Consider the following 19,215-nt stretch of genomic DNA (forward strand, 5'->3'; position numbering starts at 1 on the left):
ATTCTCTCGTTCGATGCAGCCGTTGCAGACACCTGAACCTCACCCATTCGCGTCATCAGAAGTCGGACCCTTCGAGCGCCTTCGAGATGAGGCTCTCGGCATCCATTTCGTCGATCGATTCGCTCGCGTCCTCGGCCGTCGGGCCGTCGTCCTCCGTCTGGAGGCCGGCGAGTTGCAGCAGTGTGTCCAGCAGTCCGGTCTCCCGGAGCCGGGCCAGCGGGATGGCGAGCAGCGAGGCGCGGACGCTCTCCTCGTAGGCGGCGGTCGCCGGATCCGTGTTCGTGTCGGGGGCCGCTTCATGGAGGAGGAAGTCGGCCAGCTCCTGCGGCGTCGGATAGTCGAAGACGAGCGTCGCCGGGAGCCGTACCCCGGCCGCCGCGCTCAGCTGGTTGCGGAACTCCACCGCGGTGAGCGAGTCGAAGCCGAACTCCTTGAACGGCTTGCCCAGCTCCACCTCCTGCGCCGCGGTGAGGCCGAGGACCGCGACGACCTGGCTGCGGACCAGCTCGACGACCACCGGGAGGCGCTCGTCGGACGGCAGCGCCGCCAGCCGCTCGGCCAGACCGGACGCGCCGACCCCACCGGGCTCGCCCGCGGCAGCCGCGCGCCGGACCTTGCCGCGCACCAGGCCGCGGAAGAGACCCGGCACCTCGCCGCCCGCGGAGCGCACCAGCGCGGGCACGTCCAGCCCTGCGGGGACCAGCACCGCCCGGTCGGCGATCAGCGAGGCGTCCAGCAGGGCCAAGCCCTGCTCCTCGCCCAGCGCGAGGACTCCCCCGCGGGCCATCCGTTCCACTTCGGCCCCGGACAGCTCCGCGCCCATCCCCCCGGCCTCCGGCGCCCACAGACCCCAGGCGAGGGAGACCGCGGGAAGCCCGACGGCCCGACGGTGGGTGGCCAGTGCGTCGAGGTACGCGTTGGCGGCGGCGTACGCACCCTGCCCCGCACCGCCCAGCACCCCGGCCGCGGACGAGAACAGGACGAACGCGTCCAGGTCCGTCCCGGCCGTCAGCTCGTGCAGGTGGCGCGCCGCCTCCGCCTTCGGGGCGAGTACGGCGGCCAGCCGCTCGGGGGTGAGCGACGCGAGGACACCGTCGTCCACGATGCCGGCCGCGTGGATCACGGCGGTGAGCGGTGCGTTGTTCCTGTCGTTGAGGAGTGCTGCGAGGGCGTCGCGGTCGGAGACGTCGCAGGCGGCGATGGTGACGGTGGCGCCCGCTGCCGTGAGTTCGGCGGTGAGTTCCGTCGCTCCGGGGGCGTCCTGGCCGCGCCTGCTGGTGAGCAGGAGGTTGCGGACGCCGTGCTCGGCGACCAGGTGGCGCGCGGTGAGCGCACCCAGGCCGCTGGTGCCGCCGGTGATCAGGACGGTGCCGTCGGTGCGCCAGGGGGTCGCCTCGGCCTCGGCGGACGGTGCCGTACGGATCAGGCGGGGCGCGAAGAACGCCCCGTCGCGGAGTGCGAACTCCGCCTCGTCGGAGACGAGGACCGCCGCAGGTATCCGGATGGGGTCGGGGGCTGTGTCGGTGTCGGTGTCGATGAGGACGATCCGGTCCGGGTTCTCGGCCTGCGCCGCCCTGACGAGACCCTGCACGGCGGCCTGCGCCAAGTCGGTGATGTCCTCCCCGGGCAGTGCGGCCACCGCACCCCGGGTGACGATGACGAGGCGAGCGTCCGAAGCGGCAGTGGACTCGTCCGCCAGCCACGCCTGGAGCCCGGCCAGGACGGCGGAGAGCGTCTCCGCCGTTCCGAGCCCGGACGGGGCGAGCAGCAGCTGCGCCCCCGGAACCAGTTCCGTGGACGCCCCGGCACCGGCCGGCTCCGTGACCCGGACCCAGTCGAGCCCGAACAGCGCGTCTCCGTGCTTCGCTACCGGCACCTGCTCGGCGAGCGGCCGCAGCGTCAGCGAACCGACCGACGCGACCGGCGAGCCGGCGGCGTCCGCCAGTTGCAGCGTCACACCGCCCTGGCGGTCGGCCGGGGAGAGACGAAGGCGGAGGGCGGTGGCGCCGGTGGCGAAGAGGGACACGTCGAGCCAGGAGAAGGGCAGGTGGGCGCGCCCGTCATCGGCGAAGAACGTTCCCAGCCCGATGCCGTGCAGCGCCGCGTCGAGCAGCGCCGGGTGGATCCCGAACCCGCTGGTGTCGGCGTCCTCGGGCAGCGAGACCTCGGCGAAGACCTCGTCCCCGCGCTTCCAGGCGGCCTGGACCCCCTGGAAGACCGGTCCGTACTCCAGGCCCAGAAGGGCCAGGTCGTCGTAGAGGCTGTCGACCGGGACGGCATCGGCCCCGGCCGGAGGCCACTGGACGAGGTCGAAGCCGGGCTCCACGGCGGCCGAGGAGAGCACCCCCTCGGCGTGCCGCACCCACCCCTCCTCGCTGGTGCCGTCAACACCCTCGGCGCCCTCGACGCGCGAGAAGACGGTCACCCGCCGGCGGCCGGAACCGTCGTCCGCACTCGTCCTGACCCGCAGCTGGGTAGCAGCGGTGGGAAGGACGACGAGGGGCGCGTAGAGCGTCAGCTCCTCCAACGTGCTGGTGTCGGTGTGGTCGCCCGCGTGGATGGCGAGATCGGCGAGCGCGGCGCCGGGGACGATGACGGTGCCGTTGACGGCGTGGTCCGCGAGCCACGGGTGGGTGTGGAGCGCGAGCCGCCCGGTGAAGAGCATGCCTTCGGAGTCCGGCAGAGCGATCGCCGCGCTGAGGAGCGGGTGCGTGGTGTCGCTCTGACCGAAGCCTGACGCCTTCCCGTTCGGGGCGACGGTGTCGGCGAGCCAGTAGTGCTGGTGCTGGAAGGCGTAGGTGGGGAGGTCGACGGGGGTGTGCCCGGTACCGAAGAGGGCGGGCCAGGTGACGGTTCCGCCGGTGGCGTGGATGCGGGTGAGGGCTTCGGTGAGGAGCTGAGGTTCGTTGTGGTCGCGGCGGAGGGTGGGGATGAGGGTGGTGGTGTCGGTGGTGGAGTCGGCGGCCATGGCGGTGAGGACCGCGTCGGGGCCGAGTTCCAGGAGGGTGCTGATGCCCTGGCCTTGGAGGGTGGTGACGGCGTCGGCGAAGCGGACGGCTTCGCGGACGTGCCGGACCCAGTAGGCAGGGTCGGTCAGTTCTTCGGTGGTGGCGGCCTGGCCGGTGAGGGTGGAGACGATGGGGATGGTGGGTGCGGTGTAGGTGAGCCCGGCGGCGATGGTGCCGAATTCGGCGAGCATTGGTTCCATGTGCGGGGAGTGGAAGGCGTGGTTGACGGTCAGGCGCTTGGTCTTCCGTCCGGCGGACGTGAAGTGCGCGATGACATCCGCGACGGCGTCTTCGTCGCCGGAGACGACGATGGAGGTCGGCCCGTTGACGGCCGCAATCCCCACTCGGTCGTTGAGCTGGGGCAGCACCTCCGCCTCGGTGGCCTGGATCGCGGCCATGGCTCCGCCGGTGGGGAGCTGCTGCATGAGCCGCCCACGGGCGGCCACGAGCCGTGCCGCATCGTCCAGCGACCAGACGCCCGCCACGTGCGCGGCGGCCAGCTCGCCGATGGAGTGACCGGCCAGCACCTGCGGCCGGACCCCGAACGACTCCAGGAGCCGGAACAGCGCCACTTCCAGCGCGAAGAGAGCGGGCTGGGTGAAGCCCGTCTCGTTCAGCCGGCTGCCGTCCTCGTCGAACAGCACCTCCTTGAGCGGCACTTCAAGGTGCACGTCAAGCGCCGCCACCACGTCGTCCAGCGCCTGCGCGAACACCGAGAACGCGGCATACAGCTCACGCCCCATCCCCGCCCGCTGGCTCCCCTGCCCGGTGAACAGGAACGCCGTCCGGCCGGAGCCGGCCGTCCCGCGCACCACCCCGGGGGCATTCCGGCCGTCGGCCAGGGCTGACAGTCCGGCGATCAGGCCGTCGCGGTCGGCGGCCACGACGCCGCCCCGGTGGGCGAACACAGCGCGGGTCGCCGTCAGCGCGGACCCGACAGCCGTCGGGTCCAGGTCGGGGTCGGCCAGCACGAAGTCGCGCAGGCGGGCGGCCTGGGCCTTCACTGCGTCCGGCGTCTTGCCGGACAGCACCCACGGCACCACCGGCAGAGCAACCGCGGTGGCATCCTCCGCCACCGCCTCAACCGGAGCTTCTTCCACGATCACGTGGGCGTTCGTCCCGCTGATCCCGAACGACGAGACACCCGCCCGACGCGGACGCTCCCGCACCGGCCACGGCTGCGCCTCCGTCAACAGCTCCACCGAGCCAGCCGACCAGTCCACGTGCGAGCTGGGCGCGTCGACGCCCAGCGTGCGCGGCAACTCCTCGTGCCGCATCGCCAGCACCATCTTGATGATCCCCGCGACACCCGCCGCAGCCTGCGTGTGACCCAGGTTGGACTTCACCGAACCCAGCCACAGCGGACGACCCTCCGGGCGGTCCTGTCCATACGTGGCGATGAGCGCCTGTGCCTCGATCGGGTCGCCGAGGGTGGTGCCCGTGCCGTGCGCCTCCACCGCGTCGACCTGGTCGGCCGTGAGGTGGGCGCCGGCCAGAGCCTGCCGGATCACCCGCTGCTGGGATGGGCCGTTGGGAGCCGTGAGGCCGTTGCTCGCACCGTCCTGGTTGACGGCGCTGCCCCGGACCACGGCCAGCACCCGGTGGCCGTTGCGCTGTGCGTCGGACAGCCGCTCCAGGAGCAGCATGCCGACGCCCTCGCCCCAGCCGGTGCCGTCCGCAGCCTCCGCGAACGGCTTGCAGCGGCCGTCGGGAGACAGGCCCCGCTGACGGCTGAAGCCGACGAAGGTCTCCGGAGTCGCCATGACCGTCACGCCGCCCGCGAGGGCGAGCGAGCACTCGCCCGAGCGCAGCGCCTGGCCTGCCAGGTGCACGGTGACGAGGGACGACGAGCAGGCCGTGTCGACCGTGACGGCCGGGCCCTCCAGGCCGAAGGCGTAGGCGACGCGCCCGGAGGCGACGCTGCCGGAGCTTCCGGTGCCGAGGTAACCCTCCAGGTCGGCGGGGTAGCTGTTGAGCCGGATGCCGTAGTCGTTGTACATGACACCGGCGAAGACACCGGTCGCGCTGCCGCGCACCGATGCCGGGTCGATGCCCGCACGTTCGAACGCCTCCCACGCGGACTCCAGCAGCAGTCGGTGCTGCGGGTCGGTGGCCAGGGCCTCGCGCGGGCTGATGCCGAAGAACGCCGGGTCGAAGTCCGCCGCCTGGTCCAGGAATCCGCCGTGCCGGGAGTACGTCTTGCCGATCGCGGTCGGGTCCGGGTCGTACAGACCCGCCACGTCCCAGCCGCGGTCGTCGGGGAACGGCGTCACGGCGTCGCCACCGGCCGCCAGCAGCGCCCACAGCTCCTCGGGCGAGGAGACCCCGCCGGGGAAGCGGCACGCCATGCCGACGATCGCGATCGGTTCGTCGGCCATCGAGCCGGGGCCGTTCGCCGGCTCTGCCGAGCCGGCCGTCGCCTCCGCTGCCGCGTCCTCGCCCAGCAACTCCACCAGCAGGAACTCGGCCACGGCCGTCGGCGTCGGGTAGTCGAAGACGAGCGTCGCCGGCAGCCGCACCCCGGCTTCCGCGCCGAGCTGGTTGCGGAACTCCACGCCGGTGAGGGAGTCGACGCCCAGCTCGCTGAACAGGCTGTCGGCCGCGACGTCCTCCGCCGCACCGAAGCCCAGCACGCCGGCGATCTGTCCGCGTACCAGCTGGAGCAGCAGCTCGTGCCGTGCGGCCGGGGGCAGCGCCGTCAGGCGCTCCTCCAGGGACACCGGCCCGGTGCCCGCACCGGATCCTGCCTGCACGGCCCGGCGGACGGGAGCCTTGACGAGCCCCCGCAGCAGCGCCGGCACCTCGCCGGGAGCGGCGGCCAGGGCCTTGAGGTCGAGCCGGATCGGCACCAGGTGTGCGTGCTCGCTGTGCTGTGCCGCGTCGAAGAGCGCCAGGCCCTCCGTCGCATCCAGAGCGAGCACGCCCGCTCGGGCCATCCGCTCCAGATCCGTCGCGGACAACCCCGCGCCCATTCCGCCGGTTTCTGGTGCCCACAGGCCCCAGCCGAGGGAGGTGGCGGGGAGTCCTCGGGTGCGGCGGTGGGTGGCGAGGGCGTCGAGGTAGGCGTTGGCGGCGGCGTAGTTGCCCTGTCCGGTGCCGTCGAAGGTTGCGGCTGCGGAGGAGAACAGCACGAACGCATCCAGGTCCGCGTCGGCCGTCAGTTCGTGCAGATGGGCGGCGGCGTCCGCCTTCGGTGCCAGGACTTCCGCCAGGTGCTGCGGGGTGAGGGCGGCGAACGTCGCGTCGTGCAGCACACCGGCGGTGTGGACGACGGCGGTCAGCTCCACCCCGTCCAGCACGGCGGCCAGCGCATCCCGGTCGGAGACGTCGCAGGCGGCGACGGTGACCCTCGCGCCCAAAGCCTGAAGCTCGGTGGTGAGTTCGGTGGCGCCGGGGGCGTCGGGGCCCCGGCGGCTGGTCAGCAGCAGGTCCGTGATCCCGTACGCGGTGACGAGGTGGCGGGCCAGCAGCGCGCCCAGGCCACCGGTGCCGCCGGTGATCAGCACCGTGCCATCGGCCCGCCACACCACCGGGACACCGGTGGCCGTCGTCCGGGCCAGGCGCGGCACAAAGACCTCCCCGCCCCGCACGGCCAACTCCGGCTCACCCGACCCCAGCACCCCACCAGGGATCTCATCGGTGTCGGTGTCGAGCAGGACGATCCGACCGGGGTGCTCGGACTGCGCGGAGCGGATCAGGCCCCACACCGCGGCCTGCCCCAGATCCGCCACGTCCTCGCCCGGCACCACCGCCACCGCACCCCGCGTCACCACCACCAACCGACGCTCATCGTCAGAGGCCAGCCAGTTCTGGGTGTGGGCGAGCACGGCGTCGAGCGTCTCGTTCGGCGTCGCGCCGGCCGGGCACCGGTACAGCGTCACGTCGTCCGTCGGGTCGGCGGAAGCCGCCTGCGTGGGAAGCGCCGTCCAGTCCAGGTGGAAGAGCGCGTCGCGTGCGACGTTCTCCGCCGTGGCGAAGTCGTCGGCCACGATCGGCCGCAGCGCGAGCGCGCCGACCGCCGCGACCGGCACGCCCTGGTCGTCCGCGAGTTGCAGCGTGTAGCCGGAGTCCGTTGGGGCGATCCGCACCCGCAGGGCGGTCGCACCGGTCGCGTACACGGCAACGTCGGACCAGGCGAACGGCAGCTCGGCCGCGCCGCTGTCCGTCGCCCGCAGGGCGATGCCGTGGAGGGCGGCGTCCAAGAGGGCGGGGTGAAGGGCGAAGGCGTCGGCGGCGTCGGCGCCCTCAGGGAGGACGACCTCGGTGAAGACGTCCTCGCCCAGGCGCCAGGCAGCGCGCAGCCCCTGGAAGCCCGGACCGTACTCCAGTCCCAGCGCGGCCAGGTCGGCGTAGAGGCTCTCTACGGCGACGGGCTCGCTCCCCGTCGGCGGCCACTGCGCGAGGTCGAAGCGGGGCTGCGGAACGTCGGTGCTCAGAACGCCTTCGGCGTTCCGCACCCACTGCCGGTCGTCCGTCGTGTCCTCGCCGCGCGAGAACACGCTCACCGTCCGCCGGCCCCGACCGTCGGCCTCGCCGACACGGACCCGCAGCTGAACGGCGCCCTGCCCCTCCAGTACCAGCGGTGCTTGGAGCATCAGCTCTTCCAGCGCGCCGCAACCCGTCTCGTCACCCGCCCGCACGGCGATCTCGACGAGCGCCGCTCCGGGCACGACCACCGTGCCGGACACCGCGTGCTCGGCCAGCCACGGGTGCGACGACAGCGACAGCCGGCCGGTGAAGAGGACCCCGTCGGAGTCGGGGAGAGCAATAGCTGCCCCCAGCAGGGGGTGTTCCGCGTCCGTCAGTCCGGCGGCCCGGACGTCGCCCGCCGTGACGGCGGCCCGCTCCGGCCAGTAGTGCTGGTGCTGGAAGGCGTAGGTCGGCAGATCCAGCAGCGGGGTGGCGGCGCCGGTGCCGAAGAATGCCCGCCAGTCGACCTCGACGCCACGCGTGTGCAGCGCGGCGACGGACGACACGAAGGTCTCCGCCTCGTCCTGCTCCCGGCGCAGCGACGCGACGAGCACGGCATCGGTGACGCTCTCGGCACCCATCACCGTCAGCACGGCGTCGGGCCCCAGCTCCAGGAAGGTGCTGACACCCAGCTCCTGGAGGGTGGCGACGGCGTCGGCGAAGCGGACGGCTTCGCGGACGTGCCGGACCCAGTAGGCGGGGTCGCTCAGCTCCTCGGCGGTTGCCGCCTTGCCGGTGAGGGTGGAGACGATCGGGATCGACGGAGCGGTGTGGGTGAGGCTCGCCGCGATGGTGCCGAACTCTTCGAGCATCGGCTCCATGTGCGGGGAGTGGAAGGCGTGGCTGACGGTCAGGCGCTTGGCCTTCCGACCTGCGGACGTGAAGTGCGCTACGACGTCTGCGACGGCGTCTTCGTCACCGGAGACGACGATGGAGGTCGGCCCGTTGACGGCCGCGATCCCCACTCGGTCGTTGAGTTGCGGCAGGACTTCCGCCTCGGTGGCCTGGATCGCCGCCATGGCTCCGCCGGACGGGAGCTGCTGCATGAGCCGCCCACGGGCGGCCACCAGCCGTGCCGCGTCGTCCAGCGACCAGACGCCCGCCACGTGCGCGGCGGCCAGCTCGCCGATGGAGTGACCGGCCAGCACCTGCGGCCGGACCCCGAACGACTCCAGCAACCGGAACAACGCCACTTCCAGGGCGAACAGCGCGGGCTGGGTGAACCCCGTCTCGTTCAGCCGGCTGCCGTCCTCGTCGAACAGCACCTCCTTGAGCGGCACTTCAAGGTGCACGTCAAGCGCCGCCACGACGGCGTCCAGCGCCTCCGTGAAGACGGGGAACGCGGCATACAGCTCGTGCCCCATCCCCGCCCGCTGGCTGCCCTGCCCGGTGAACAGGAACGCCAGGTCCCCGCCCCCCGCCACACCAGCCTTGGCCTCGCCGTCCACGACGGCGTCCAGACCGGCCAGCAGACCCGCACGGTCAGCCGCCACCACACCCGCACGGTGGGCGAAGCCCGCCCGCGTCGTCGCCAGCGCCGCACCCACCAACGCCGCATCCAGCCCCGCATCGGCGAGCACGAACTCCCGCAAGCGGGCGGCCTGCGCCCGCAACGCCTCCGGCGTCCTCCCGGACAGCACCCACGGCACCACCGGCAGGGCGAAAGCCGCAACGCCCTCCACCCCGACCTCGGCCGGAGCCTCCTCCACGATCACGTGCGCGTTCGTCCCACTGATCCCGAACGACGACACCCCCGCCCGACGCGGACGCTCCCGCACCGGCCACGGCTGCGCCTCCGTCAACAGCTCCACCGAGCCCGCCGACCAATCCACGTGCGAGCTCGGCGCGTCCACGCCCAGCGTGCGCGGCAGCTCCTCGTACCGCATCGCGAGCACCATCTTGATGATCCCCGCGACACCGGCAGCGGCCTGCGTGTGCCCCAGGTTCGACTTCACCGAACCCAGCCACAGCGGACGACCCTCGGCCCGCTCCTGGCCGTACGTCGCCAGCAGCGCCTGCGCCTCGATCGGGTCACCCAGCCGCGTGCCCGTGCCGTGCGCCTCCACCGCGTCGACGTCACTCGTCGTGAGCGAAGCGGCGGCCAGGGCCTGGCGGATCACGCGCTGCTGCGAAGGTCCGTTGGGGGCGGTGAGGCCGTTGCTCGCGCCGTCCTGGTTGATCGCGCTGCTGCGCACGACCGCCAGCACCCGGTGGCCGTTGCGCTGCGCGTCGGACAGCCGCTCCAGGAGCAGCATGCCGACGCCTTCGCCCCAGCCCGTGCCGTCCGCGGCCTCCGCGAACGGCTTGCAGTAGCCGTCGGGGGCCAGCCCGCGCTGGCGGCTGAAGTCGACAAACGTGTCGGGAGTCGCCATGACCGTCACCCCGCCCGCGAGGGCGAGCGAGCACTCGCCCGAGCGCAGCGCCTGGCCGGCCAGGTGGACGGCGACGAGCGAGGACGAGCAGGCGGTGTCCACGGTCACGGCCGGGCCTTCGAGGCCCAGGGTGTACGAGACGCGGCCGGAGGCGATGCTGCCGCCGACGCCCATGAAGCCTTCGGTGTTGCGGTGCGCGGACTGCTCCAGCACTGACGTGTAGTCGTGGTACATCACCCCCGCGAAGACGCCGGTCGCGGTGCCTCGCACGGACGCAGGGCCGATGCCCGCGCGCTCGAACGCCTCCCACGAGGTCTCCAGCAGCAGCCGGTGCTGCGGGTCCATCGCGAGGGCTTCGCGCGGGCTGATGCCGAAAAAGCCGGGGTCGAAGTCGGCGGCGCGGTCCAGGAAGCCGCCGTGGCGGGAGTACGTCTTGCCGACCGCGTCCGGGTCCGGGTCGTAGATCCCCTCCACGTCCCAGCCACGGTCCAACGGGAACGACGACACCCCGTCGCCACCCGCCGCCAGCAGAGCCCACAGCTCCTCGGGCGAGGTGACCCCGCCCGGGTACCGGCAGGCCATGCCCACGATCGCGATCGGCTCGTCGAGCACGGACCCGGCCGCCGGTACGACGGCCGTCGCGTCGGCCGCTGTCGCGGCCTCCTCGCCCAGCAGCTCCACCAGCAGGAACTCGGCCACGGCGATCGGCGTCGGGTAGTCGAAGACGAGGGTCGCGGGCAGCCGCACCTCGGCTTCGGCGCCGAGGCGGTTGCGGAACTCGACCGCCGTGAGCGAGTCGAAGCCGAACTCCTTGAACGGCTTGTCGCCCGCGACCTTCTGCACGCCGTCGTAGCCGAGCACGGCGGCCACGTGGCGCCGCACGAGATCGACCAGCAGCCGCGATCGCTCGGCCCCGGTCAGTGTGCCGAGGCGCTCCGCCAGCCCGGTGGCGTCCGCTGCGGCCGAGCCGGCCGCCTTGCGGGCGGTGGGGGCCGGACGCGTCAGGCCGCGCAGGACGGCGGGGAGGGTGTTGAGCCGCGCCCGCTGCTCCAGCGCGCTCCTGCCGAAGGCGACGGGGAGGACATGGGCGTGCTGGCCCGCGAGGGCGGCTTCGAGGAGGGCGAGGCCCTGCTGCCGGCCGATGGCGAGGACGCCGGAACGTTCCATCCGCTCCACGTCGGCCGTGGTCAGCTCGGCCCCCATGCCGCCGACGGCCGGGTCCCACAGGCCCCAGGCGAGCGAGATGCCTGCCAGCCCCTGCGCTCGGCGGTGGATGGCCAGCGCGTCGAGGTAGGCGTTGGCGGCGGCGTAGCCGCCCTGCCCCGAACCGTCGAACGTGCCCGCAGCGGAGGAGAAGAGGACGAACGCGTCGAGGTCGGCGTCGGCCGTCAGCTCGTGGAGGTGGCGGGCCGCGTCGGCCTTCGGGGCCAGGACCGCGGCGACCCGGTCGGCGGTGAGCGAGGTGATCATGCCGTCGTCGACCACACCCGCCGCGTGCACGATCGCGGTGATCGACGTGTCCGCCAGCAACTGGGCCAGCGCGGCACGGTCGGAGACGTCGCACGCGGCGACGGTCACCGCAGCGCCGGCCGCCTCCAGCTCGGCCACCAACTCGGCCGCACCGGGGGCCTGGAGGCCGCGGCGGCTGGTCAGGACCAGGTTGCGGACGCCGTGCTCGGTGACCAGGTGGCGCGCGGTGAGCGCGCCCAGGCCGCCGGTACCGCCGGTGATCAGGACGGTGCCGTCGGCGCGCCACGTCACTCCGCCGGTGGCGGGGGCGGTACGCGCCAGACGCGGTACGAACAACTGGCCGTCGCGCAGCGCCAGCTCGGGCTCGTTCGCGGCGGCGGACGCGAGAACCGTGGAGTCCGTGGCCGTGTCCACATCCGTGTCGAGCAGGACGATGCGGCCCGGGTGCTCTGTCTGCGCGGCCCGGACGAGGCCGTGAACGGCCGCCTGTCCCAGGTCGGTGACGTCCTCGCCGGGCAGCGCGGCGACCGCGCCCCGGGTGACGACGACGAGCCGGGCGTCCGACGCCTCCTCTGCGGCCAGCCACTCCTGCAAGCGCGCCAGGACGCCGGTGACGGCCTCGGCGGGGACGAGCCCCGAAGGAACGTGCAGGATCTCCACGTCCGCCGCCTCGGCTACTGCCTGCTGCGGCAGCGGGCTCCAGCGGACCTCGTACAGTTCGCGGTCGTGGGCGCTCTGCAGCTCACCAGTGGCGACGGGTCGCAGGACCAGGGAACCCACCGTGGCCACGGGCGCGCCGTGCGGGTCGGCCAGCTGAAGGGCGTAGCCCGAGGCGGCGGGCGTGATGCGGACGCGCAGCGCGGTCGCGCCGGCCGCGTGCAGGGCGATGTCGGACCAGGCGAACGGCAGCTCGGCCGCCCCGCCGTCCGGCTGCGCGAGCGCGATCCCGTGCAGGGCGGCGTCGAGCAGGGCGGGATGGATGCCGAAGCCGGCCGCGTCGACACCCTCCGGGAGCGTGACCTCGGCGAAGACCTCGTCCCCGAGCTTCCAGGCGGCGCCCAGGCCCTGGAACACCGTCCCGTACTCCAGGCCACTCGCGGCCATCGCCGCGTACAGCCCGTCGACGGGTACGGCCTCGGCGCCGGTCGGCGGCCACTGCGCCAGGTCGAACCCGGGCGTCACGTTGCTGTCGTCGGGCGCGAGCAGGCCGTCGGCGTGCCGCGTCCAGGTGCTCTCGGAGGCGTCCTCGACGCGCGAGAACACCACCACCGTCCGCCGCCCGTCCCGACCGGGCTCACCGACCTGGACCCGCAGCTGAACGATCCTGCTGACGGGCACCACCAGCGCTGCGTGCAGCGTGAGTTCCTCCAGCACGCCGCACCCGGTCTCGTCACCCGCCCGCACAGCGATCTCGACGAGGGCCGCACCCGGCACGACAACCGTGCCAGCGACCACGTGATCCGCCAGCCACGGGTGGGAGCCGAGCGACAGCCGGCCCGTGAACAGCAGTCCGTCCGACTCCGGCAGAACAACGGCCGCCCCGAGCAGCGGGTGCCCCGCGTCCACGAGCCCGACGGCCGCCATGTCTCCGGCGGCCGAAGCCGTCGGGGTGTCCAGCCAGTAGCGGTTCGACTGGAAGGCGTAGGTGGGGAGGTCGACGGGGGTGTGGCCGGTGCCGAAGAGGGCGGGCCAGGTGATGGGGGTGCCGGTGGTGTGGAGGGTTGCGAGGAAGGTGACGAAGACCTGCGCTTCGTCGTGGTCGCGGCGCAGGGTCGGGATGAGGGTGATGGCCTCGGTGGCGGAGTCGGCGGCCATGGCGGTCAGGACCGCGTCCGGCCCGAGTTCCAGGAAGGTGCTGATGCCCTGGTTCTGGAGGGTGGTGACGGCGTCGGCGAAGCGGACGGCTTCGCGGACGTGCCGGACCCAGTAGGCGGGGTCGGTCAGCTCTTCGGCGGTGGCGGCCTGGCCGGTCAGCGTCGAGACGATGGGGATGGTGGGCGCGCTGTAGTTGAGGCTCGCGGCGATGGTGCCGAATTCGGCGAGCATCGGTTCCATGTGCGGGGAGTGGAAGGCGTGGCTGACGGTCAGCCGCTTCGTCTTCCGGCCCAGGGTGTCGAAGTGGGCGATGACCTGCGCCACGGCCTCGTCGTCACCGGAGACGACGATGGACGTCGGCCCGTTGACGGCCGCGATCCCCACTCGGTCGTTGAGCTGCGGCAGCACCTCCGCCTCGGTGGCCTGGAGCGCGGCCATGGCACCGCCGGACGGCAGCTGCTGCATGAGCCGCCCACGAGCGGCCACGAGACGTGCCGCGTCCGCCAGCGACCACACACCCGCCACATGCGCGGCAGCAAGCTCACCAATCGAGTGACCCGCCAGCACCTGCGGCCGGACCCCGAACGACTCCAGGAGCCGGAACAACGCCACTTCCAGGGCGAACAGCGCGGGCTGGGTGAAGCCCGTCTCGTTCAGTCGCTCGCCGTCACCGAACAGCACCTCCTTGAGCGGTACTTCGAGGTGCGCGTCAAGCGCCGTCACGACGGCGTCCAGCGCCTCCGCGAACACCGGGAACGCGGCATACAGCTCACGCCCCATCCCCGCCCGCTGGCTCCCCTGCCCGGTGAACAGGAACGCCGTCCGGCCGGAGCCGGCCGTCCCGCGCACCGCCCCGGGGGCATTCCGGTCGTCGGCGAGCAGCGCCAGCCCGGCCAGCAGGCCGTCGCGGTCGGCGGCGACCACCGCGCCCCGGTGGGCGAAGACGGCGCGCTGCGTCGTGAGCGCCGAACCGATCGCCGCGACGTCGAGCCCCCGTCCCGCGTCGGCGAGCACGAACTCCCGCAGCCGAGCCGCCTGCCCCCGCAACGCCTCCGGCGTCTTGCCCGACAGCACCCACGGCACCACCGGCAGAGCAACCGCCGCAACGTCTCCCGTCAAAGCCTCTACAGGCGCTTCCTCCACGATCACGTGCGCGTTCGTCCCGCTGATCCCGAACGACGACACCCCAGCCCGACGCGGACGCTCCCCCGCCGGCCACGGCTGCGCCTCCGTCAGCAGCTCCACCGAGCCAGCCGACCAGTCCACGTGCGAGCTGGGCGCGTCCACGTGCAGGGTGCGCGGCAGTTCCTCGTGCCGCATCGCGAGCACCATCTTGATGATCCCCGCGACACCCGCCGCAGCCTGCGTGTGCCCCAGGTTGGACTTCACCGAACCCAGCCACAGCGGACGACCCTCGGCCCGCTCCTGCCCGTACGTCGCCAGCAGCGCCTGCGCCTCGATCGGGTCGCCCAGCCGCGTGCCCGTGCCGTGTGCCTCGACGGCGTCGATGTCCTCGGCCGAGAGCCGGGCGCCGGCCAGGGCCTGGCGGATGACGCGCTGCTGCGAGGGCCCGTTGGGGGCGGTCAGCTGGCTGCTCGCGCCGTCCTGGTTGACCGCGCTGCCCTTGATGACGGCCAGCACCTGGTGGCCGTTGCGGCGCGCGTCGGACAGCCGCTCCAGGACCAGGACGCCGACGCCCTCGCCCCAGCCCGTGCCGTCGGCGGCGTCGGCGAACGGCTTGCAGCGGCCGTCGGCGGCGAGGCCGCGCTGCTGGCTGAAGTCGACGAAGGTGTCGGGGGTCGCCATGACCGTCACGCCACCCGCGAGGGCCAGCGAGCACTCGCCCTGGCGCAGCGCGGAGGCGGCGAGGTGCACGGTGACGAGGGAGGAGGAGCAGGCGGTGTCGACGGTCACCGCCGGGCCTTCGAGGCCGAGGGTGTACGAGACGCGGCCGGAGAGGACGCTGCCCGCGGTGCCGGTGCCGAGGAAGCCCTCGACGCCCTCGGGGACGACTGTGCGGTCGGTGCCGTACTCGTGGTACATGATGCCCGCGAAGACGCCGGTCGCGCTGCCGCGCATGGTCGCGGGGTCGATGCCCGCCCGCTCGAACGCCTCCCAGGACGCTTCGAGCAGCAACCTCTGCTGCGGGTCGGTGGCCAGGGCCTCACGGGGGCTGATGCCGAAGAACTCGGCGTCGAACTCCGTGGCGTCGTGGACGAAACCGCCTTCGCGGGAGTACGTCTTGCCGGTTGCCCCGGTGTCCGGGTCGGGGTCGTAGATGCCCTCGATGTCCCAGCCGCGGTCCGACGGGAAGTCCGATATCGCGTCGCCGCCCGCGGCGAGCAGGTCCCAGAGTTCCTCGGGATTGCGCACACCGCCGGGGAAACGGCAGGACATTCCGATGATGGCAATGGGTTCGCGCTGCTTGTCCTCCTCTGCGCGGAGGCGCCGGCGAGTTTCCTTCAACTCGGCCGTAGCCCGCTTGAGGTAGTCGAGGAGCTTTTCTTCATTCGACTCTTTCGACACGTGGGCCACCTCATGAGGAAGAACTGGAACAGCCATTCGTTCCGGCCACGCTATTTCGGCCCTTCGGGACCAACCACCCCTGCCCACCCCTATCCGGCGATGGCGGTGAGGGGTGGGCAGGGGTGGACGGAGGGGCCCCGGGCACGGCCCCGAACTCACCCCTGGACTCGCCCCCGGCCACGGCCCCGGACACGCCGCCGGCTACGCCCCCGCAGACGCCGCCGGGCACGGCATCCCGCCAGGATGCCGTGCCCGTGCGCGCTGAAGCCGTACGTCGCCCGCCCGTCAGCCGACGGGGACGAGGAGCCCCGACAGGGTGCCCCACAGGGACCCCGGCGTCTCGAACGTCTCCATGGCGAGCGCGTCGTCGGTGAACTTGACGTCGTACGCGTTCTCCAGGGCGATCAGCAGGTCGACGATGCCGAGGGAGTCGAGACCGAATTCCCTGAGGTCGAGCTCGGGGGTGAATTCAGCGTCCTCCGGCAGGAACGAGAGATGGGGCCTGACGATTTCTTCGAACTGGGCGTCCCACATGTGCATGCTTCCTTTCCGTCCCGTCGGTACCGTCAGTCCCGGGCCAGGATCATTTCGACCACGCTGTGCTCCGTGGACAGGTGCTTGATCGAGCGGATCTCGAAGCCGGCGCCTTCCGCCTGCTTGCGCATGTCCGGCTCGGAGCGGATGCGCGTGCCCTCCTCGCAGACGACCATCTGGAAGAGCGAGCGGATCGCGGACGCGTTGTCGTGGCCGAGCAGCGGCTCGATGACGAAGAGCACCGGCTCGGCCGCGAGGCCCTCGGAGTCCTCGACGGTGCGGACCATGGCCTTGCGCACGGTCTCCAGGATCTTGACGCTGCTGTCCGGGCTCCAGTTGTGGAGCACGTTCTTCAGGAAGTACGCGTCGCCCCCCGCCGGGACCTCGGCGAAGAAGTCCGACTCGACGAACGTCAGCCGGCGGATGAGGTCCTCGTTGCCGGTGGCGGCGAGTTCCTTGGTGCCGCGCTCGGCGACGTCGGCGCGGTCGGCGACGACGCCCTCGACGTCGGGGTGCGCGCCCAGGATGCCCTTGAGGAGGTGGCCGGTGCCGCCGCCGATGTCGACGACCTTGCGGATCCAGGAGAAGTCGAAGTCACGGGCGAGTTCGGCGGCGGCCGGGCGGGTGATGTCCGCCATGGCCTTGTCGTAGATCTCGCCCGCGTCGGTGTCCTGGTCCATGTACGCGTAGATGGAGCCGCCGTACTCGGACTGGGAGGCCGGCTTGCCGGTCTTGACGGTCGTCAGCAGGTCGCGCCAGACGTCGTAGTACATCTCGCCGCCGAGGACGCACCAGTAGCGCATCGACTCCGGGTGGTCGTCGCGCAGCGGCTGCGACGTCTCGGTGTGCTCGAACGTGCCGTCCTCGTTCTCCTTGAAGACGCCGACGATCCCGAGCACCCGCAGCAGGTACAGCACCCCGTCCGGGTCGGAGTCGGTGAGCTGCGCGAGCTCCGGGGGCGACTTGGGGCCGTCCGCGAGGTGGTCGGCGATTCCGAGCCGGGCGGCGACGCTGAGCGAGCGGGAGATCCACCCCATGCCCGCGAGTTGCAAGAGCGACATCGTGTTCATCCTCTACTGGTTGAAGCCGAAGGGCATGAGGGAGCTACGGGACCTGAGCCGTCGTGCTGGACGGCCATGACGTGCGGGCCTACGTGGTGGAGAGCGAGGGGACGGCGGCCTCGGCGTCCGCGTCCTCGGAGACGGCCGCCGCCAGCCGCAGCGCGGTGCGGTGGTCGACCACGTCCTGGAGGCTGAAGCGGACCCCGCTCCTACGGGCCTTGTTGGCCACCTGGGCGGCGCCGAGGCTGGTGCCGCCGAGTGCGAAGAAGTCGTCGTCCACGCCGACCCTGGCGGCGCCGCAGTACTGGGCGAACAGCTCGCACAGCAGCGTCTGGAGCTCGGTCCACGGCGCGCGGAACGTGGTGAGGGAGGCGAAGCGGGGCACCGGCAGGGAGCCGGTCTCCAGCTTGCCGTTGGCGTTCAGCGGGAGGGCGTCCAGGGTGAGGATCACGCTGGGGACCATGTACTCGGGGAGCGTCTCGGCGGCATACGCGGACAGCCGGCCGACGTCGATGCCGCCCTTGGACGACGGCACGACGTAGGCGATCAGGTGCGCGTCGCCGCCGCCCTCCCGATGGACCGTCACGGCTGCCTGGCCGACCTCCAGCCGGTGCAGCAGCGCGGACTCGATCTCGCCCAGCTCGATGCGGAAGCCGCGGATCTTGACCTGGCCGTCGAAGCGGCCGAGGAAGTCCAGGGTGCCGTCGGCAGAACGTCGCACCCGGTCGCCGGTCCGGTACATCCGTGATCCGGGGGCGCCGAACGGGTCGGCGACGAAGCGCTCGGCGGTCAGCCCCGGCCGGTTGAGGTAGCCGCGGGCCAGCTGGCCGCCCGCGATGTACAGCTCGCCGGTCTCCCCGGCGGGGACGGGTCGCAGCGAGCCGTCCAGGACGTGGAGTTCGCTGGTGTGGGTGGGGCGGCCGATGGAGACCGCGCCGGGCGGGACCTCGTCGGCGGGCGCCAGGACGTGCACGCAGCAGCCGACGGTGGCCTCGGTCGGGCCGTACTCGTTGACGACGGTCACGCCCGGGTTGTCCTTGCGGAACGTCTCGACGGTCTCGGAGAGCAGCAGTTCCCCGCCCACGACGAGTTCGCCGGTGGGCGCGGACTCGGGCGGCAGCGTCGCCAGCAGCGCCATGTGCGACGGGGTGACCTTGAGGAACGTGGGCCGCTCGCGCACCTCCTCCATCGGGCCGACCTGGACGCGGCCGCCGGAGATCAGCGGCGCGTACAGGGTGGTGACCGTCATGTCGAAGGCCACGGAGGAGTGCAGCAGGGCCCGGCCCGCGGCGCTGGGGTAGGTGGCGCGGGCGTAGCCGAGGTAGGCGGCCAGCGGGCGGTGGGTGACGACGACGCCCTTGGGGCGGCCGGTCGAGCCCGAGGTGTAGATGACGTACGCCGGGTGGTCCGGGTGCAGGGGCGCGATCCGGTCGGCGTCGCCGGGGTCGGTGGCCGGGGCCGCCGCGAGGCGGGCGGCGGTCGCCGGGTCGTCGAGGGCGATCACCGGCTGGTCGCCGGTGGCGGAGCCGGCTTCGGCGGCGGTGGTGACCAGCAGCGCGGGCCGGGCGTCGGCCATCATGAACGTGAGCCGCTCCGCCGGGTTGTCCAGGTCGAGCGGCAGGTACGCGGCCCCGGCCTTGAGCACGGCGAGGAACGCGACCACCAGGTCGAGCGAGCGGCGCATGCCGACGGCGACGAGCTGTTCGGGTCCCGCGCCGCCGGCTATGAGGTGGTGCGCGAGGCGGTTGGCGCGGGCGTTGAGTTCGGCGTAGGTCAGCTCCGTGCCGCCGCCGGAGACGGCGACGGCCCCGGGCGTGCGCCGCACCTGCGCTTCGATCAGGGCGGGCAGCAGCCCGCCGGCCGTGCGGTCGTCCGAGCGGGCCCCCGTCCCGTCGTGCGTTCCGTCGTCCGTGCCGGTCCCGTCAGGACCTGCGTCGATTCCCCCGTGGTCAGCCATGG

General features: G+C 72.8%; 4 protein-coding genes. All 4 read right to left on the reverse strand.

What is annotated here, in order from left to right:
* Nucleotides 1-55: 55 nt before the first annotated feature.
* Entirely contained in the window at nt 56-15,697 is a 15,642-nt protein-coding gene (locus tag ABZ721_RS07185) for a type I polyketide synthase (RefSeq protein WP_358787583.1), read from the reverse strand.
* A gap of 249 nt (nt 15,698-15,946) precedes the next feature.
* On the reverse strand, nt 15,947-16,195 hold the full coding sequence (locus ABZ721_RS07190) for a phosphopantetheine-binding protein (RefSeq protein ID WP_277440106.1): 249 nt from the start codon (nt 16,193-16,195) through the stop codon (nt 15,947-15,949).
* 32 nt (nt 16,196-16,227) lie between these two features.
* The gene (locus tag ABZ721_RS07195; RefSeq protein WP_358787584.1) at nt 16,228-17,256 is read right to left on the reverse strand and encodes a methyltransferase; all 1,029 of its coding nucleotides are present in this window, start codon (nt 17,254-17,256) and stop codon (nt 16,228-16,230) included.
* 88 nt (nt 17,257-17,344) lie between these two features.
* Nucleotides 17,345-19,213, reverse strand: a complete 1,869-nt coding sequence (locus ABZ721_RS07200) for a non-ribosomal peptide synthetase (protein ID WP_358787585.1) — start codon at nt 19,211-19,213, stop codon at nt 17,345-17,347.
* Nucleotides 19,214-19,215: the final 2 nt, after the last annotated feature.

Source organism: Streptomyces sp. NPDC006733 (assembly GCF_040636125.1).
In the GTDB taxonomy this organism is placed as follows: Bacteria; Actinomycetota; Actinomycetes; order Streptomycetales; family Streptomycetaceae; genus Actinacidiphila.